General features: G+C 67.0%; 18 protein-coding genes. 7 read left to right on the top strand and 11 right to left on the bottom strand.

The genetic code is table 11. The features are described 5' to 3' along the window. Positions 1–45: 45 nt before the first annotated feature. The gene (locus NATOC_RS00255; protein WP_015319393.1) at positions 46–312 is read right to left on the bottom strand and encodes a hypothetical protein; all 267 of its coding nucleotides are present in this window, start codon (positions 310–312) and stop codon (positions 46–48) included. Between the two features lie 240 nt (positions 313–552). On the opposite strand from NATOC_RS00255, the gene hisB reads away from it, so the two are divergent. Then, the gene (gene hisB / locus NATOC_RS00250; protein ID WP_015319392.1) at positions 553–1,140 is read left to right on the top strand and encodes an imidazoleglycerol-phosphate dehydratase HisB; all 588 of its coding nucleotides are present in this window, start codon (positions 553–555) and stop codon (positions 1,138–1,140) included. 79 nt (positions 1,141–1,219) lie between these two features. Further along, on the top strand, positions 1,220–1,723 hold the full coding sequence (locus tag NATOC_RS00245; protein WP_015319391.1) for a regulator of amino acid metabolism, contains ACT domain: 504 nt from the start codon (positions 1,220–1,222) through the stop codon (positions 1,721–1,723). Positions 1,724–1,725: 2 nt separating this feature from the next. Here the strand turns inward: NATOC_RS00245 and NATOC_RS00240 are convergent, their stop codons facing one another. Beyond that, positions 1,726–2,115: a DUF7522 family protein gene (locus tag NATOC_RS00240; protein WP_015319390.1), complete on the bottom strand. Its 390-nt coding sequence runs from the start codon at positions 2,113–2,115 to the stop codon at positions 1,726–1,728. Positions 2,116–2,248: 133 nt separating this feature from the next. On the opposite strand from NATOC_RS00240, the gene NATOC_RS00235 reads away from it, so the two are divergent. Beyond that, on the top strand, positions 2,249–2,857 hold the full coding sequence (locus NATOC_RS00235; RefSeq protein WP_015319389.1) for an IMPACT family protein: 609 nt from the start codon (positions 2,249–2,251) through the stop codon (positions 2,855–2,857). Here the strand turns inward: NATOC_RS00235 and NATOC_RS00230 are convergent, their stop codons facing one another. Genes NATOC_RS00230 through NATOC_RS00215 form a run of 4 tightly spaced genes read right to left on the bottom strand, consistent with a single transcriptional unit; the run spans position 2,858 to position 8,137 of the window. After that, positions 2,858–3,715: a PH domain-containing protein gene (locus NATOC_RS00230; RefSeq protein ID WP_015319388.1), complete on the bottom strand. Its 858-nt coding sequence runs from the start codon at positions 3,713–3,715 to the stop codon at positions 2,858–2,860. 46 nt (positions 3,716–3,761) lie between these two features. After that, positions 3,762–6,470, bottom strand: a complete 2,709-nt coding sequence (locus NATOC_RS00225) for a TRAP transporter permease (RefSeq protein WP_015319387.1) — start codon at positions 6,468–6,470, stop codon at positions 3,762–3,764. Then, the gene (locus tag NATOC_RS00220) at positions 6,467–7,015 is read right to left on the bottom strand and encodes a DUF1850 domain-containing protein (RefSeq protein ID WP_015319386.1); all 549 of its coding nucleotides are present in this window, start codon (positions 7,013–7,015) and stop codon (positions 6,467–6,469) included. Before NATOC_RS00220 ends, NATOC_RS00225 begins: the two co-directional genes overlap by 4 nt. A 42-nt stretch (positions 7,016–7,057) precedes the next feature. Then, positions 7,058–8,137: a TAXI family TRAP transporter solute-binding subunit gene (locus tag NATOC_RS00215; protein ID WP_015319385.1), complete on the bottom strand. Its 1,080-nt coding sequence runs from the start codon at positions 8,135–8,137 to the stop codon at positions 7,058–7,060. A gap of 226 nt (positions 8,138–8,363) precedes the next feature. Here NATOC_RS00215 and NATOC_RS00210 point away from each other — a divergent pair, with 226 nt between their 5' ends. From NATOC_RS00210 to NATOC_RS00200, 3 genes are all read left to right on the top strand, one after another. After that, entirely contained in the window at positions 8,364–10,436 is a 2,073-nt protein-coding gene (locus NATOC_RS00210) for a S9 family peptidase (RefSeq protein ID WP_015319384.1), read from the top strand. 48 nt (positions 10,437–10,484) lie between these two features. Further along, positions 10,485–11,633, top strand: coding sequence for a M48 family metallopeptidase (locus NATOC_RS00205; protein ID WP_015319383.1), 1,149 nt, complete (start codon positions 10,485–10,487; stop codon positions 11,631–11,633). A 158-nt stretch (positions 11,634–11,791) separates the two neighbouring features. After that, positions 11,792–11,986: a YgaP family membrane protein gene (locus tag NATOC_RS00200; RefSeq protein WP_015319382.1), complete on the top strand. Its 195-nt coding sequence runs from the start codon at positions 11,792–11,794 to the stop codon at positions 11,984–11,986. Here NATOC_RS00200 and upp read toward each other — a convergent pair. Then, complete coding sequence (gene upp, locus NATOC_RS00195; RefSeq protein WP_015319381.1) at positions 11,983–12,660, bottom strand: uracil phosphoribosyltransferase; 678 nt, start codon at positions 12,658–12,660, stop codon at positions 11,983–11,985. The genes NATOC_RS00200 and upp overlap by 4 nt on opposite strands. Positions 12,661–12,805: 145 nt before the next feature. On the opposite strand from upp, the gene NATOC_RS00190 reads away from it, so the two are divergent. Next, positions 12,806–13,522 (top strand): DUF5828 family protein, encoded by a 717-nt coding sequence (locus tag NATOC_RS00190; RefSeq protein ID WP_049888608.1) that lies wholly within the window; start codon positions 12,806–12,808, stop codon positions 13,520–13,522. Here the strand turns inward: NATOC_RS00190 and NATOC_RS00185 are convergent. The 4 genes from NATOC_RS00185 to NATOC_RS00170 form a co-directional block, all read right to left on the bottom strand. Continuing rightward, the gene (locus NATOC_RS00185; RefSeq protein WP_015319379.1) at positions 13,519–14,514 is read right to left on the bottom strand and encodes an amino acid ABC transporter permease; all 996 of its coding nucleotides are present in this window, start codon (positions 14,512–14,514) and stop codon (positions 13,519–13,521) included. The two genes, NATOC_RS00190 and NATOC_RS00185, sit on opposite strands and share 4 nt — an antisense overlap. 36 nt (positions 14,515–14,550) lie before the next feature. Continuing rightward, a complete protein-coding gene (locus NATOC_RS00180; RefSeq protein ID WP_157224660.1) occupies positions 14,551–15,279 on the bottom strand; it encodes an ATP-binding cassette domain-containing protein in 729 nt (242 codons plus the stop codon). A gap of 80 nt (positions 15,280–15,359) precedes the next feature. Then, a complete protein-coding gene (locus tag NATOC_RS00175; protein WP_015319377.1) occupies positions 15,360–16,193 on the bottom strand; it encodes an amino acid ABC transporter permease in 834 nt (277 codons plus the stop codon). 11 nt (positions 16,194–16,204) lie between these two features. Then, positions 16,205–17,065 (bottom strand): transporter substrate-binding domain-containing protein, encoded by an 861-nt coding sequence (locus tag NATOC_RS00170; protein ID WP_015319376.1) that lies wholly within the window; start codon positions 17,063–17,065, stop codon positions 16,205–16,207. Positions 17,066–17,076 lie beyond the last annotated feature (11 nt).

Below are 17,076 nucleotides of genomic sequence, written 5' to 3'. Positions count from 1 at the left end.
GCAAGGGTCGGGAACCGCTCCGGAGGCGGCGACGGTCGCTGGCGGTCACTCACGGTTGTGGTCGTGACCGACGTAGAGCGCGACGACGTTACAGCCAAGCAGCAACGAGAACGCCAGTACGGCGTCGGGGTCGCCGAGGCCGCGTGCGAGCAGCGGGAGGTGGACGAACGGCAGGGCGATCGCGGCCCAGAACGCGAGGAACTGGGCGGGGCCTTTGATCGAGCGGGCGAGCCGGCGGTGGTACCGCTCCGCTCCGGCGTCCGGGTTGGAGGGGGCGACCGATTCGTTCGAGAGCGGGGAGTGGTTCGACATGGGAGCGTGACCGACCTCTTTGTACCCAACACATTCACTACAGCCGTCATATAAACAATAGAATACTAGGGCTGATTAGCGCTATTTTATCGTGTCACCGTGTCGTAACGGACGTTTCGAAACCGGCCCAGAACTAGTTAGAGATTTTATGGCCCGTTCTCAGTGAGTGCCCGTCGGCGGCGGTTCCGCGCCGCCGGGCCGAGCGGAACCACCTTGTACCGGCGGCGGTATCGGTTCACCATGAGCGATCGAACGGCGACAGCGAGCCGCGAGACCAGCGAGACGACCATCGACTGTTCCGTCGCTGTCGACGGAACCGGCGTGGCCGACGTCGAGACGGGGATCGGCTTCTTCGATCACATGCTGACGGCGCTGGCCAAACACGGGCTGTTCGACCTCGAGATCAGCTGCGACGGCGACCTCGAGATCGACGACCACCACACCGTCGAGGACGTCGCGATCGTGCTGGGAACGGCGTTCGACGAGGCGCTTGGCGATCGCACGGGGATCGTCCGTTACGCCGATCGCCGCGTTCCCCTGGACGAGGCCGTCGCGGGTGCCGTCGTCGACGTTAGCGGCCGACCACGGTTTTACTTCGACGGGGAGTTCTCTCAGGACGCGATCGGCGAGTTCACGAGCGACATGGCTCGCCACTTCGGCGAATCGCTGGCGATGAACGCCGGGCTGACACTGCATCTCGAGGTCGACGGTGAGAACGCCCACCACGAGGTCGAGGCGCTGTTCAAGGCGCTCGCGCGCACCCTCGACGACGCGACCCGGATCGACGACCGCCGGGAGGGAACCCCGAGCACGAAGGGAACCCTGTAGCGGCCGCGGTGGTCCCGTTCCGAGCACGGACAGGCGTCGATCACCGATCCTTATACCTCGGCCCGCGTACTGCACGGACATGTTCGACGAGATCATGGAGAAGTTCGAGGGATCGCCGAGCCAGCAGGCGGTGATCCGCCTGCTGCTCGAGCGCGGGTTCTCCGTCAACGACGACGGCCGGGTCGTCTCCGGGGGCATCGAGATCCCGAACACGGGGATCGCACGCGAGATCGGCGTCGATCGACGGGTCGTCGACTCGACGACCGACGTTATTCTCGAGGACCCCGAGCTTCGGCGGATCTTCCAGAACATCTCGCAGGTCCCCAGCCTGATGGATCTGGCGCCCGTCCTCGATCTGACGGTGCTGTCGATCGCGGTCGACGACGCCGACCAGGAGGGGATCGTCGCCCGGATTACGGGGACGCTTGCCGACAACGGGATCTCGATCCGCCAGACGATCAGCGAGGACCCCGAGTTTACCGACGAGCCCCGGCTCTATCTCGTCACGGACCAGGATCTGCCGGGTGCGGTGATCACCGAGATCCGCGACCTCGAGTTCGTCCGCAAGATCGAACTGCAGTGAGGTCAGGGTGCCGGCTCGTGGTCCTCGAGGATGGCGCTGAGCGCGCTCGTCAGCTCCTCGAACCGCTCCATCGACATGTTGTCCGTCGTCACCCAGACGCCGTGTGATCCACGGATCACGCGGGACAGGTAGCCGTTCTCGAACATCCGAATCGTCGCCTGGTACTCGCCGAGCTGAGTGTTGCGGTAGGCCGACTGGGAGTGGAACCCGCGTCGCTCGTGTTCGGCGAACCCAACCAGATCGGCGGTCCGGTCGAGATCCGACCGCAGGTACACCTGCTCGACGTCGTCCTCGGTGAGATACGTGATGCTGCGAAGCTCGTCGCCGACGGTGGTTCGACAGGCGCTACGGAGTTCGTCGACGAGCGTCTCGTCGATGATCGCGTCGTCCATGCGGTGACAGACCGTACCGAGGGTCAATAACGTAGCGGATCCGGAACCGGCCCCGCGGCGACCGACGAGCTCTTTTCGATAGCGGGAGTACGACCTCCATGATCGATCCGGGAGGGAGCCGGGGTGAACCCGGGTGAGCGAGACGTACCGAACCGTCGCCGACGCCGCGACGGCGCGGTTCGTCGTTCAGGGGTCGGAGTTTCTCGGCCACGTCCGGCCCGTCGACGCCGTCGCCGACGCCGAGGCGTTCATCGACCGCGTCGCCACGGAGTACGAGGACGCGACCCACAACGTCCCCGCCTACCGGGTGCGGGCGGACTCCGACGGGGAGTTTCTCCGGGAGTACTCGAGCGACGACGGCGAACCCTCCGGCTCGGCGGGCAAGCCGGCGCTGAACGTCCTCGCCCAGCAAGAACTCGAGAACTGCGTGGTCGTCGTCACCCGCTACTATGGCGGGACGAACCTCGGCGTCGGCGGGCTCGTGCGGGCCTACTCCCGGGCGGTGAAAGAAGCCGTCGAGGACGCGGGGATCGTCGAACAGCGCCCCCACGAGCGGGTGACGATCACCGTCGCGTACGACGACTCGGGGACCGTCCGCAGCGTCCTCGAGAGCGAGGCCCTCGAGTTCGAGGCCGACTACGAGGCCGAGGTCACGTTCGAGGTTCGGGTTCCGGTCGCGGAGGCCGACGCGCTGCGGGATCGGCTCCAAAGTGCGACCAGCGGACGAGCCGACCTCGCGTAGCTACGGTACGGACCGTGCGTCCGCGCCTGCGGTCTCGATACACCGTTCGATCGTCTCCCGAGCAGCCTCGAGCTCGGCGAGCTCCGAGCGCTCGAGGCGGACGTCGAACAGCCCGCGATCGAGGACGAGTTCGTCCTCGTGGAGCCGAACGTGAGAGACCTCGTCCCAGGGGACGAACGTCTTCGTGAACGGACGACGCTTGACGAGCCCGTCATCGTGAACCCGAATTTCGGGGTGGGTTCCCCATCGTGTCTGCCAGCGACCTTCGATAGCGCCGGCGACGATCCAGCCGACCGCGATCAGCAGCCAGACGACGGCGGCGGCCCAGTTGCCACCGACGGCGTTGGCGAACGCGATGAACAGCCAGGCGAGGGCGACGAACGTATCGACCTTGCCACCGCCCGGCGGGGTCCAGCTCCAGGTGGCTGTCGGCTCGCCCGCGGTGACTGCCTCCACGTACTCGCTTCGGGCGATACCGCCGAGGACGTACCCGACCACGAGAACGGAGAGCGAGGACCCGGTCGCGACGAACGTCGAGGCGATCGGGGACCAGGACGTGGCGACGGCCGCCGCGCCGAGCAGGCCCGGGATCCCGGGCAGGTACAACAGCGCGCGACGGCGTCGGCTCCGTCCGAGACGGATCGCGAGATCGTCATCGAGTCGCGCGGCGACGACCCCGAGGATCGCCCCGGTCGCGAGGCCGCCGGCGAAGACCGCGACGAGGACGGCCTCCGAAACCGACTGGGTCGCCGCCACCGAGGCGGCGACGCCGGCGACGAGGACGCCGAGGTAGAGACCGAGAACGGTCCGGAACCCGCGACTCGAAGAATCGGCGGGCTGCTTGCTGGCGTCGGACATGCCACCCACTACGCCGGACTGGTTGAAATAATGATGGGATCGCGGCTCAGGCGTCGCCGGCTGCCGGCGCGGAGGTGGCCGTGTCGGCGTCGGCGTCCTCGAGGTCGGCCCGCGAGCGGTTCCGATAGCTCAGTCCCACGAGCATCGCAAGGCCGATACCGCGCAGCGAGGCGGTAATTTCGAAGATCGTCAGCGCCGAGGGGACGCCCGCGAGCGTGAGGATTCCCTCGACGAGCAACAGCGGAATCTCGGGGACCATCAGCAGGATCGAGGCGATCGAGTACAGCGCGCGGTTTACCTGTGTGACCTCGGTGTACTGGTAGCCGATGATCGTCACGCCGAGCGCGTAGACCCCGAGGAACATCCCTACGACCGGAATCACGACATCCGGAACGACGTAGCCCAGGTCAGTGAGGTCTCCCCAGCCCATGATTTCGCCGTCACGCAACAACAGGATGCCCGGCGAGAAGACGAACGCGAACGGCACTAACACCTTGTTCAGCGACAGCAGGAACGCGATCGCCGCGGTCTTCATCTCCTCGGCTTTCGCGACACCAGCGCCGGCGAAGGCGGCGACGGCGACCGGCGGGGTGACGTCGGCCATCAGTCCCCAGTAGAGGACGAACAGGTGTGCCGCGAGGACGATAACGCCGGCTTCGACCAGCGGCGCCTCGAGCATCGCGACCAGGATGATGTACATCGCCGTCGTCGGCATCCCCATCCCGAAGATGATCGCGGCGACACCGGTCAGGGTCAGCAGGATGAGCATCGAGTCGCCGCTGACCTCGCTGATGAGCGCGGCCAGGTTCGGCCCCAGCCCGGAGACGCTGATGACGCCGGGGACGACCCCCGCGGCGGCGACGGCGACGACGACGGTGGTCGCGGTTCGGGCCCCCGAATCCATCGACTTCAGAACGAAGGCACCGAACCGGTAGCCCCGGTTGCCCGCCAGAGACGGCCGGTTGAACGTCTTCGCGCTTCGCTCGGCCGCCGCGTCGACCTCGGGGTCGAAATCGAGCAACGGCGCGTCGGCGCGGGGCCGCAGGAGGATAAAGACGGCGCTGACCAGGATCGCGATCACGCCGAAGTCGCCGATCGCGGCCACCGCAGCGTCGGTGATCGCAAGCGGTTCACCGGCGGGTTCGAGGCCGGCAAGCGCCTGGACGGTATCCAGGAGCCCGCCGCCGAAGACCACGTAGGAGCCGGCCTGGGCGAGATACGCCGCTGCGAGCGTCGCCAGTAGCGGAACCCGGGTGCGTTCGTCGTAGGCGGCGACGATCGCCAGCAGGGCGACGACGGCGACGATCGTGAGCCAGCCGGCGCGGTTGATCGAGTATCTGGCGATCACCAGGAAGTACAGCAACAGGACGAGCGGAATGAAGTAAAACCAGCCGCTGCGCAGCGCCGAACGGACGTCAGGCAGCTCGGAGCGAGGGAGCCCGCCGATTCCGCCCCGGACCGCCTCGAAGTGGACCATCACCCACATCCCAAAGAAGAATGCCAGTGCGGGCAGCGTCGCGGCGATGATCACGTCGGCGTAGGGGGTCCCCGTGAACTCGACGATGAGGAAGGCCGCAGCACCCATCACGGGCGGAAGCATCTGCCCGCCCGAGGACGACGAGGACTCGACTGCTCCGGAGAACTCCGGCGAGTAGCCCGACCGTTTCATCAGCGGGATCGTAAAGGCCCCCGTCGTCACCGTGTTGGCGATCGACGAGCCGCTGAGCATCCCCATGAACCCGCTTGAGACGACACTCGCCTTCGCGGGACCACCCTTGCGAGTCCCGGTCGCGGAGTAAGCCATATCGATGAACCAGCGGCCGGCCCCGCTCATCTCGAGGAAGGCGCCGAACAGGATGAAGATGTAGATGAAGCGAACGCTGACGGAAACCGGCTGGCTGTGGACCCCCGCCTCGACCGTATACCAGAGGTTGTACATGATGTTAGCCCACGTGTCGGGCTGGATCGACAGCGCGCCGATCGCCGAATCTCCGGGAATGTGGTATCCCCAGCGGGCGTAGACGATAAACAGGGCGACGAGCGACGTCAGGAGGAGGCCCAGCGCCCGGCGGGTCGCCTCGAGGACGAGCAACATCCCGAGGACGCTCAGCACGAACGCGGCCGAGACGTCGGCCATCGGGATACCGATCGCGGTCAGCCCCGCCTCGATCGGGGCGAGGGGAGCGAAGACCTCGCCCAGCGACTGGGTGTCCTCGAAGCGGTGGACCGCGATCTGTTGGATCTCGTCGTAGTTCGTCGCGGTGTAGTACGCCGGCATCATCGCGAGGACGGCCAGGACGACGTCGGCCGGGGCGACCCGGTCCATGTCGGGATCGAGGAACGCCCACCTGGTCGCGCCCGCGGCGTTCGCGGTGCCTCGCGTGAGCGGGTGGTCGTCGCCGAATCGGCTCCTGACGGCCGGTTCGATCCGGCCGAGCTGTCGGGCGAGGAACCCCTCGCCGCGACTCGTCGGGAACAGCAGGAACGCGAGCACCAGCCCGAACGCGACGTGGATCGCGTTGACCTGGAGCTGCTGGAGGGCAGCGAGCTGGACCTCCCCGATCACCGGCAGCTCGGCGCCGAACGCGTACCCGCGTGCGGCGATCCATATCTGGAACGTCGAGAACGCGATCGCGATCAGGGCGACGACCACGACCGCCAGCCCCCGGTGGGATCGGCGCCGCTGGACCTCCTCCATGAGTTCCTGTTGTTCCTCGTCGCTGAGTCCCGCTTCGTCGCCCCTATCTACGCTCATAAATTCGTCCCAGTGATTTTTGCCGCCGTCGGTGATGTTATCCTTTCGGTTCGTTCGCTCGAGTTACCGTCGGTGACGGCGTCGCCGATCCCCCGGTCGGTCAGAAACAGGACGACCCGACCATCGGCAGCCTCCGCAAGCGGATACCGTCGTTCCCCGACACGCAGTTCGTGGCCGGCGATCTCGCCGGGTGCGAGCCGAAGCTCGTCGTGGGTTTCGGTGCCCTCGACCACGTACCCCTCCTCGGTTCGCTCGACGTCGCTCGTCGGCAACCCCGCGCCGAAGGAATGAAACACCGACCGATCGGCCCGCAGGGACGAGTCCTCGACGACGTAGACGTCCTCGATCGGCGTCTTCTCGACGCTGTGAGTGTAGGCGATCGTCACCGCATCGCCCTGATCGACGGGGATCTCGAACAGTCGATCACCCGACTCGGCGTCGGCGACGACCAGCGTCCTGTCGGCGACCGAGGCGGTCGTAACGGCCGTCGCTCCGAACAGCGCGACCGCGGAAACGAGGACGGTTCGTCGGGTCGGGTGATCCACGGTGGTGTGCCGACGGTCGGCCGAGTGCGTCGTTGTGAGCCGTTACTCCTCGTCTTCGTCGTCGGCGTCCTCGTCGTCGGCGTCCTCGTCGTCGACGTCCTGCTCGTCGAAGTACGCTTCAGCGCCCTCGTGGAGGTCGATCGGCATCGCCTCCTGGGAGGTCTCGACGTCGATGAACTCGGACTGGGTCGTGAAGTCGTCGACGTTGTCGAACATCGCCGCCGTGACCTCCTCGACGACCTCCGCGTCGACGCCCTCGTGGGTCGCCAGCATCGCCTGCACCGAGACCGTCTCGACGTCGTCGTCGACGCCGTCGTACGTGCCGCCGGGGATCTCGTCCTCGGCGAGCCACTCCGCGTCGTCGAGCAGGTTGTCGCGGGCCTCGTCGGTGATCTCGACGAACGAGATGTCCTGGGTCGCCGAGAGGTCCTCGATCGCACCCAGCGGGTAGCCGCCCACGGTGATTGCGGCGTCGACGTCGCCGTCGCCGATCTGGTCGGCCGCGGTCCCGAAGTCGGTGTTCTGTTCGTCGAACTCCTCGACGCCCGCCGACTCGAGGATCTGCAGGGCGTTGACCTGCGTCCCGCTGCCGGCGTCACCGGTGTTGACCGACGCGCCCTCGAGATCCTCGACGGTCTCGATATCCGAGTCCTCCTGAGTGACGATGTGGATCGTCTCCGGGTACAGCGAGGCGATGCCGCGGATGTTCTCGAGCGGTTCATCCTCGAACTCGTCGAGCTCGACGCCGTTGTACGCGAAGTAGGTGATGTCGTTCTGAACCAGTGCGAGCTCGGTGTCCTCGCGGCCGAGGCTGGCCGCGTTCTCGACGCTCGCTCCCGTCGACTGCACCTGAATGCCGTGTGGCGTCTGATCCTCGACGATCGACTTCATGTCACCCGCGAGCGGGTAGTAGGTCCCTTCGGTCCCCCCGGCGTGCAGCGAGAGCGTTTCCCCGCCTTCCTCGGGCTGGGCCTCCTCGAGGTCGTCCTCGCCGTTGTCGCCATTTTCGTCGTCTCCGTTCTCCGCCTCCTCGGCGTCCTCGCCGATACAACCGGCAACTCCCACGATTCCAGCAGCCCCACCGAGCGCAATGAACTTGCGCCGCTTGATGTCTCGAACCATACGGGATATATAATGAGGAATACGTTAATAGCTGCTTCGGATTTTTCCCGTTCGTTCGCGCCCGAACGACCAGGGTGACGGAAAGTACACTCGCGACGTTCGGAACGATTGAGAACCACAACAGTATTCGCTTGGAGCGGACGAGCGTCGAGGACGTCGTCCTCGGCAGACGGTCGAGCCGCCTACGAATCGAAATACTTTCGCCGATTCCACGGCGCCTGTTGGCATGAACCGGATCGAGGCGGCCGACTACCACGAGATCGTACACGCGACGGAGCCGCGACTCGCGCCGGACGGCGAGCGGGTCGCGTTCGTTCGCCGAACCCCCGAGGACGAGGAGACCACCGCGGCGACGATCCACGTCGTTCCCGTCGGCGGCGGCGAGCCGCGACAGTTCACCGCGGCCGACGGCGTCGACGGCCAGCCCCGCTGGAGCCCCGACGGCGAGTTCCTCGCGTTCGCCAGCACCCGCGGCGAGGACGACCGCCAGCAGCTGTGGCTCCTGCCGACCGACGGCGGCGAAGCTCGACGGCTTACCGGCGTCGTCGGCGGGATCGACGACCTCGAGTGGAGCCCCAACGGCGAGCGGCTGCTTTTCACCCAGCGAGTCACTGCGGCCGACCGCGAGGACGGACGCGACCGCACGGTCGATCCCGACTACGAACCCGAGACGCCCGATCCGCGGGTGATCGACCGCATGATCTACCGCGCCGGGACGGAGTACGTCGACGGAAGACGGAGCCACGTCTACGTCCTCGAGGTCGAGGCAGCCCTCGAAGGAGCCGTCGATCCCGCGGACGGCGACGACACGGGTGCGGCGATCACCCGGCTTACCGACGGCGACGACGACTACGTCGGCCCGACGTGGGGGGACGCCGGAACCGTCTACTACGCGACGAAAGCGGGCGACCAACCCGACGATTCGGTGATCTACGATCTCGTCGAGCACGACGTCGAGACCGACGAGCGCACAGAATTCACGCGGACGACGGGCTGGATCGGCGGGCTCGACGCGACGGCGGACGGTCGAGTCGCCTTCGAGTACACGCCGGAGGAGCGGCTGACACTCGGCCAGACCGAACTGCGGGTCCACGACCGCGAGACGGGGACCGAGACCACGCCGACGGTGCCGCTCGACCGAACGGTCGATCACAAGTCGACCTTCGAGTGGGATCCGGAAGGTGAGTCACTGTACTTCACGACGCCCGACACGGGCTCGAAAGTTCTCTGGACGGTTCCCGCCGACGGGAGCGAGGAGCCGACGCGGGTCTACGGCGAGGACGTCACCGTCGAGTCGTTCTCGGTCGGACGCGACGCCGTCGCCGTCGTCCAAAGCGAGTGGGACCACCCCGGCGATCTCTTTCTCACGACCCGTGGGGGTGCCGAGACGGTCAGACTGACCCGGCTCAACGACGGGTTCCTCGCGGACCGGGCCGTCCGTCAGCCCGAGGAGGTGTGGTTCGAGAGCGAGAGGACGGCGGTTCAGGGCTGGGTCCTCACGCCGCCTGACTTTGACCCCGACGAGACGTACCCGCTGGTCGTCGAGATCCACGGCGGGCCCCACTCCCAGTGGACGACCGCGGGGACGATGTGGCACGAGTTCCAGACGCTTGCCGCGCGGGGTTACGTCGTCTTCTGGTCGAACCCACGTGGGTCGACGGGGTACGGCGAGGACCACATGAGCGCTATCGAACGCGACTGGGGCGATGTCACGCTGACCGACGTTCTGGCCGGCATCGACGCCGTCTGTGAACGCGAGTACGTCGACGAGGACGAGCTGTTCGTCACCGGCGGTAGCTTCGGCGGGTTCATGACCGCCTGGACGGTCGGCCACACCGACCGCTTCACGGCGGCGGTCTCCCAGCGTGGCGTCTACGATCTGGCCGGGTTTTACGGCTCGACGGACGCGTTCAAGCTCCTCGAGGGCGACTTCGGGACGACCCCCTGGGAGGAGCCCGAGTTCCTCTGGAAGCGCTCACCCGTCGCCCACGTCCCCGACGTCGAGACGCCGACGCTCGTGGTCCACTCCGATCAGGACTACCGGACCCCCGCCAACACCGCCGAGCTGTTCTACCTCGGGCTCAAGAAACACGGCGTCGACACGCGGCTCGTCCGCTACCCCCGCGAGGGCCACGAGCTCTCCCGCAGCGGCGAGCCGGGTCACGTCGTCGACCGCATCGAGCGCATCGCCCGCTGGTTCGACGGCTACTCGAGCTATTGCGACGCGCCGCCCGCACTCGAACGCGAGCGGGACGCGGGGCTCTCGAGCGCGGCGACGGCGGACGAAGCCGACGAGTAGCGGAACGTGGCGGAAAACGGTTTGTTCTTTGACTCGAAATATCGCTATATGCCGCTCGCGCCCGACCGACGGCTGCAGCTCCGGATCGCCGGCGCGCTCGCGCTGGTCGTGGGGCTCAACGCCGTCCTCATCGCGGCGATCGCCTGGAGCGGGGCCACCGTCCTCTCGGCCAGCGGTCGCTCGGCGATAGAGCCGGGGCTCCCGGCCGCGGTCGGAACGGTTCTCGCCTGCGCGGTCGGTCTCGTCGCCGTCCAGGCGCGGTACGGCTCGCGGCGGGCCGTCTCCGGGCTCGACCTCGAGGACGTCGACGGCGGCGGCGACGGGCCGCGAAACGTCGCGAGCCGGGTCCGACGGCTGGCGACCCAGGCCGACGTCCCCGTTCCGTCGGTGGCCGTCGCCGACCGCCCCGAGCCGGGCTGTCTGACCGTCGGGCGCCAGCGGTCGCCGACGATCGTCCTCACGACGGGGCTGCTCGAGGAGCTCGACGACGACGAACTCGAGGCCGCGCTGGCCCACGAGATCGCCCACGTCGCGAACCGCGATCTGCCGGTCGTCACCGCCGTCGCCGCGACCGTCGCGATCGGCGATCGGCTGCTCGAACGCGAGCGACTGCTCCGGCGCGTCCTCGAGAATACGGTGCTGATTGCCCTCGTCACGGGGATCGGCGTCGTCGTCTTCGCGGTGCCGATCCTGGTCCTCGGCGTCGTCTACCTCGCCGTAAGCGCGGTCGCCCGGACGGTACTGGGTGCGAACGCGATCGTCCTCGGGCTCTTTTCGCGGACCCGCGAGTACGCCGCCGACCGTGGCGCGAGCCGTCTCACCGGGAATCCGGCGGCGCTCGCGAGCGCACTGGAGGCGCTCGGTGAGGGCGCTCGTCCCCGAACGGACGCGCGGGTAGACGCCAGCGCGACTCTCGGGATCGTGCCGCGGTCGCTGGCTCTCGAAGCGACCGCGGACGACGGGACCGACGAGAGCTGGGTCGAGCGATTCTTCCCCTCGGTGTCGTTCGAACTGATCGGGGAGCCGAACCGCTTCGAGCGGGCAGTGATCGGGATCGGCACGCGGATCCACGCCCGACTCCTCGCGCCGGCAGCGGCCGGCGCACGTCGGCTGCTAGGCTGGCGCCCGGCCACGCATCCGCCGGCGACGGCGCGGATCGAACGGCTGCGAACGCTCGAGCGACGCCGGCGCGAGTAAGAGTTGGCTCGGCCGAATCGAACGACTCGACCGGAAACACTTTGGGACCGTTTCGACTCGAGATTGACGGGCCGAATCGCAGTACTGGAGGACGACTCGACCGGAAACGGAGGGGTGCAGGGAACAGAGTGACGGGTCTGGCCCGCGTGGCCTCGCGTATGAATCCAAACGTCGGCGGACTCGATCGCATACTGCGGATCGTCGTCGGAATCGCCCTGCTCGTCGTCGGCTACCGGAACCGCGACCGAACGCTCGGGACGCTGGCGTTCGTCGCCGGCAGCGACGTTTTCGCGACCGCGATCGTCCAGCGCTGTCCCGCCAACGAACTCCTCGGAATCGACACCTGTAGCTAGGTCGTCCGAAACGCCCGGTCGCCGGCGTCGCCCAGCCCGGGCACGATGAACCCGTCCTCGTCGAGGCGATCGTCGATCGAGACCGTCAGCAGGTCGGCCTCGGGATGGGTCTCGTCGACCCGGAGCAGCCCCTCCGGTGCCGAAACTGCCGAGAGAACGATCAGGTTCTCGGGTTCGGGGGAGTTCTCGATGACGTGGTCCAGAACGGTACACATCGTGCTCCCGGTCGCGAGCATCGGGTCGGCGATGATCACCGTATCCTCCTCGGTGATCTCGGGGAGCTTGACGTAGTCGACCGTGATCGGGAACGAGCCGTCGTCCCCGCGACCGGCGTCCTCGTCGCGGCTCGCGCTGATGACGCCCTGGCGGGCACGCGGGAACGCCTTCAGCAGTCCCTCGACGAACGGCGTCGCCGCCCGCAAGACGTTGATGATGACGACGTCGTCGAGTCCTCGGACCCGCTCGCCCATCGTCGGCTCCAGGGGCGTCTCGATCTCGACGTACTCGGTCTCCATTCGGCCGTCGATGATCTCGTAGCCACAGATCCGACCGAGCTTGACAAGCCCCTTCCGGAAGCTGACCTGCTCGGTCTCGACGTCCCGAAGCTGCGAGAGCGTGTGTTTTGCGAGTGCGTGCGTGACCAGATGCGCGTTCTCCCGGTCTTCGATCGTCATTACCTGAATGGGCGGGCGCCGGGATTTTCACGGTGTCGGTCCGTCTCGACGGACGATCGGGGCGTATGCCAGCACCTCACGAGAATGACGATCCCATGCAGCGACGAAACTTATGTCGGTCCAACGCATAGCAGCGCGCAGCCGAATGGAAGAGAGCATCTCGGGATTCAAGGTTCGCGGCGACTGGGGAGACGTCGTCGAGCACGGCGAGCGCATCACGCGTGCGCTGCGAAAGGCCGGCGTACACGATCCCGACCACGACTACGGTGCCAGCTTCGCCCGCGCCTTCGAGGAGTGGGACGAGTGGCGCCCGAAAGCCCACGAAACGCTCGAGCGGGACGTCAGCGAGAAGACGGCCGACCAGGCCAGCGTCGAAGAGGGGAAAGGTGAGCGAGCGGGCAAAGAACCCGACGAGGACATCAAGACCGCCGGCGAGAAGCTGTCGGAGTCGTACGAACACTTAGAGAAAGACGACGCCGACGCCGCAGTCGACGACTGGAAGGAGTCGATCGATTACGTCGCGCGTGCGGCCGACTCCGCGAGCCGCAAGGCGCTCCGGCGGGTCGAGGACACGGTCTACCAGAACGTGATGACCCAGCTCGCGCCGTACTACTTCGACAACGAGCTCATCAGCGCGAACATCCAGCAGTCGACCCGCGGCGAGGGCGAGCAGTTCATCTTCGAGGTCAACGTCAACGACGACGTTCTGAAGGAGGACGTCTCCGGTCAGCTCGCGGAGTTCGAGGACTCGATCGACCGCTGGCACGTCGAGGTCGAGAAAGACACCGAGGCCGCCGAAGCGATCGAGGGCGCCGAGCCGCCGCCGGAGGCCGAGGACAACTCGAAGTCGACGACGAACTAACCCTGCTGTCGGCCCTCGGCCTGGCCGATTCCCGGAACAGCGTAGCGACGTTCGACGCGGTCCATCAGGTTCGTCGCCGACAGCACGATGCCCAGATAGACCAGCGCCAGCAGCGTAAAGATCGGCGTGTACTCGAACGTCGAGGACGCGATCCGGCTGGCCCGGTAGTACAGTTCTGGAACGGTAATGAATCCCGCCAGCGAGGAGTACTTGATCAGGTAGACCAGCTCGTTCGTCCAGGCGGGGATCGCGTACCGCAGCGTCTGGGGGAGCACGACGTGGCGGATCCCCTCCAGTTTGGAGAGCCCGATCGCGCGGGCCGCGGTGAGCTGGCCCTCGTCGACGCTCTCTAAGGCCCCTCGGATGTACTCGGCCTGGTAAGCCGAGCCGTTGATCGTGAAGCCGATGATGGCGATCCAGAACGCGTAGTCGGGGACGAACCCCTGGCCGACGACGGAGGCGTCGTTGAGCCACAGCGCCAGGTACGGCGTGTAGTAGAGCACGAACAGCTGGGCCAAAAGCGGCGTCCCCCGGATCAGCTCGGTGTAGGTCAGCGCGATCCACCGGAACGGGCCGCCGTAGACCCGCAGGACGGCCATCGGCACGGCGATAAAGAAGCCGAGCACGATCGCGACCGTCGTCAGGACGACCGTATACCACGCGCCGGTCGCCAGCGCGGGCGCGATGTCGATCGCCAGCGCGACCCCGTCGACGAGGGTGGCGAGCCAGTCGACGGGGAGTCTAACCGGACCGAGGGCGACGACGGAGCCCTCGAGCGCCGCTGCGGCTTGTTCGAACGGAGCCGGCGAGAGGACGTTCTCGCCCGCTCCGGGACCGATACCCCAGCGGCCGAGCGTCCAGTCGTAGAGCCAGCGCGTGACCAGCCACCCCCAGAAGGCGATCCCGGCGACGACCATCGCCACCCGACCGAGGTCGTCGGTCGACTCGCGGAGTCGGCCGACGTCGATCCCGAGGGCGTCGGCGACGCTCATGCTCGCGCGTGCCCTCCGCGATCGGCGTCTGCGTCGCTACTCATGGCGGATGCTCTCGAAGAACTGCTTCGTTCGTTCGTGCTCGGGGTTCTCGAACAGCGTCTCCGGCGGCCCACGTTCGACGATCTCGCCGTCGGCGAGGAACGTGATCTCGCTTGCGCCCCCGCGGGCGAAACGCATCTCGTGGGTGACAACGACCATCGTCATCCCCTCGGCCACCAGCCCTTGCATCACCTCGAGGACCTCGTTGCTGAGTTCGGGGTCGAGCGCGCTGGTGGGCTCGTCGAACAGCATTACTTCGGGATCCATCGCCAGCGCGCGGGCGATCCCGACGCGCTGTTTCTGGCCGCCCGACAGCTGAGCCGGGTAGGAGTCGGCCTGGTCGGCCAGCCCGACCCGGTCGAGTTCGCTGTCGGCGCGCTGGCGGGCCTCCGCCGCGCTCAGCCCGCGGACCTTCCGCAGCCCGAGCGTGACGTTTTTGCGCGCGGTGAGGTGGGCGAAGAGGTTGATGTCCTGGAACACCATCCCGATCTGCTGGCGGACGGCGTTGGGGTCGGTATCGGGGGCAGTGACCTCCGTCTCCCCGAGGTAGATGTGTCCGCTGTCGACCTCGGTCAGACGGTTGAGACACCGCAACAGCGTGGACTTCCCGCTCCCGCTGGGGCCGACCAGCACCTCGACGTCTCCGCGGTCGATCTCGAGGTCGATCCCCCGGAGCACCTCCTCGTCGCCGTAGGACTTGTGGACGTCCTCGATGCGCAACAGCGGTTCGGTCCCGCGGGCCGACTCGGAGGCGTCGGCGCCGCGTTCACGGACGGTTCCGTCGGTCGTCTTCGAACGATCACTCACGACGATTCACCTGGGATTGCGAAGCGATTGCTCACGTAGTCGAGCGTGCGATTGGTTCCGAACGTCAACACGAAGTAGATCAGGCTGATAAAGAGGATGACCTCGAGTACCGCAGTCGTCTGCTGGGTGAATAGGTCGTGACTGCGTTTGAGCAGCTCGCCGAGCCCGATCGCGAACGCGATCGAGGTGTCTTTCAGGACGATCGTAAACTCGTTTTGAAAGCCCGGGACGCTGCGACGCATCGCCTGGGGGACGATCACGTGACGGATCGCCGATAGGCGGCTCATCCCGATCGAGCGGGCGGCCTCCATCTGTCCCTCGTCGATGCTCCCGAGTGCCCCCCGGAAGATCTGGGACTGGTAGGCCGCGCTCCGGAAGCCGAGCGCGATCGTCGCCGCGATGAAGGCGTCTGGGACGTCCGTCGGCACGGTAAACGGCGTCGGCCCGAGGACGTACTCGATCGAGCGCAGTCCGAACTGGGCGGCGTCGAGGACGATCTCGATGGGCAACACGAAGTACGTGAAGATCATGATGACCAGGATCGGCGTCCCCCGCAGCAGGACGCCGAACTTCCGGACGAACGCCCGCGAGTAGCCGCTCCCGTAGGCCTCGATCGCACCGGCGGGGAAGCCGGCGAGAAAGCCAAGCAGGATGCTGGTCAGCGTGAGGAGGATCGTGACGACGGTCCCCCACAGCAGGTAGTCGCTGTTCCGGTAGACGAACTCCCAGTCCTCCCCGAGATACTGGCCGACCTGCTCCTCGCTAACGGGCAGGAGCTGCCCCGTCGGCAGCGCTGCCGCGAGCTCGGTCAGCGCGACGAGACCTTCCATAGCCGGTCAGACTACTCCCCGAACCACTCCTGGGTAATCTCGTCGTACTCGCTGGATTCCTCGACGGCGGCGATCCCCTCGCTGAGCGCCTCCTGGAGGTCGTCGTCGTCCTGGCGAACTCCGAACCCGTACTCCTCGCCGGTCTCGAACGTGAAGGCGACCTCGACGTCCCGATCGTCGGCGAACGACTCGGCGACCGGTTCGTCGATGACGATCGCGTCTAAGGTGCCCCGCTCTAACTCCTCGACTGCGAGGACGTAGTTGTCATAAGAGGTGTAGTCGACGTCGTCGCCGAGTTCGTCCTCGACGATGCCCTCCCCCGTGGTGCCGGACTGGGCGCCGACCTCGAGCCCCTCGAGGTCCTCGAGTTCGTCGGGATCGACGTCGCCGCCGGACTGGACCAGCACGGACTGGTCGGCGCTGTAGTACGACTCCGTGAACGAGATCGACTCCTCGCGTTCCTCGGTGATCGTCATCGCCGCGGCGATGACGTCGATGTTCTCGTTCTCGAGGGCGGGGATCAGGGAGTCGAACTCGAGCTCCTCCCAGTCGTCTGCCAGCTCGTAGCCGTCGGTCTCGGCGACGACGGCCTCCAGCAGGTCGACGTCGAAGCCGACGAGCTCGCCGTCGACGTTCATCTGGAACGGCTCGAAGCCCGGATTCGTTCCGGCGACGATCGTCTCGAGCTCGCCGTCGTCCGTATCGTCCGCGTCGTCGACGCCATCGTCCGCGTCGTCACCGTTGCCCTCGTCATCATCGCCGGTCTCGGCATCCTCGAGACAGCCGGCCAGCCCGATCGTCGTGGCGACCCCGGCTCCCCCGGCCAGCGTCAGGTACTCCCGCCTGTCGAATCTCCGCTGCTGATCACGCATGGATACGCTTC

This window comes from Natronococcus occultus SP4 (genome assembly GCF_000328685.1).
GTDB classification, from domain to species: Archaea; Halobacteriota; Halobacteria; order Halobacteriales; family Natrialbaceae; genus Natronococcus; species Natronococcus occultus.
This window is presented reverse-complemented; position numbering and strand designations above follow the sequence as displayed.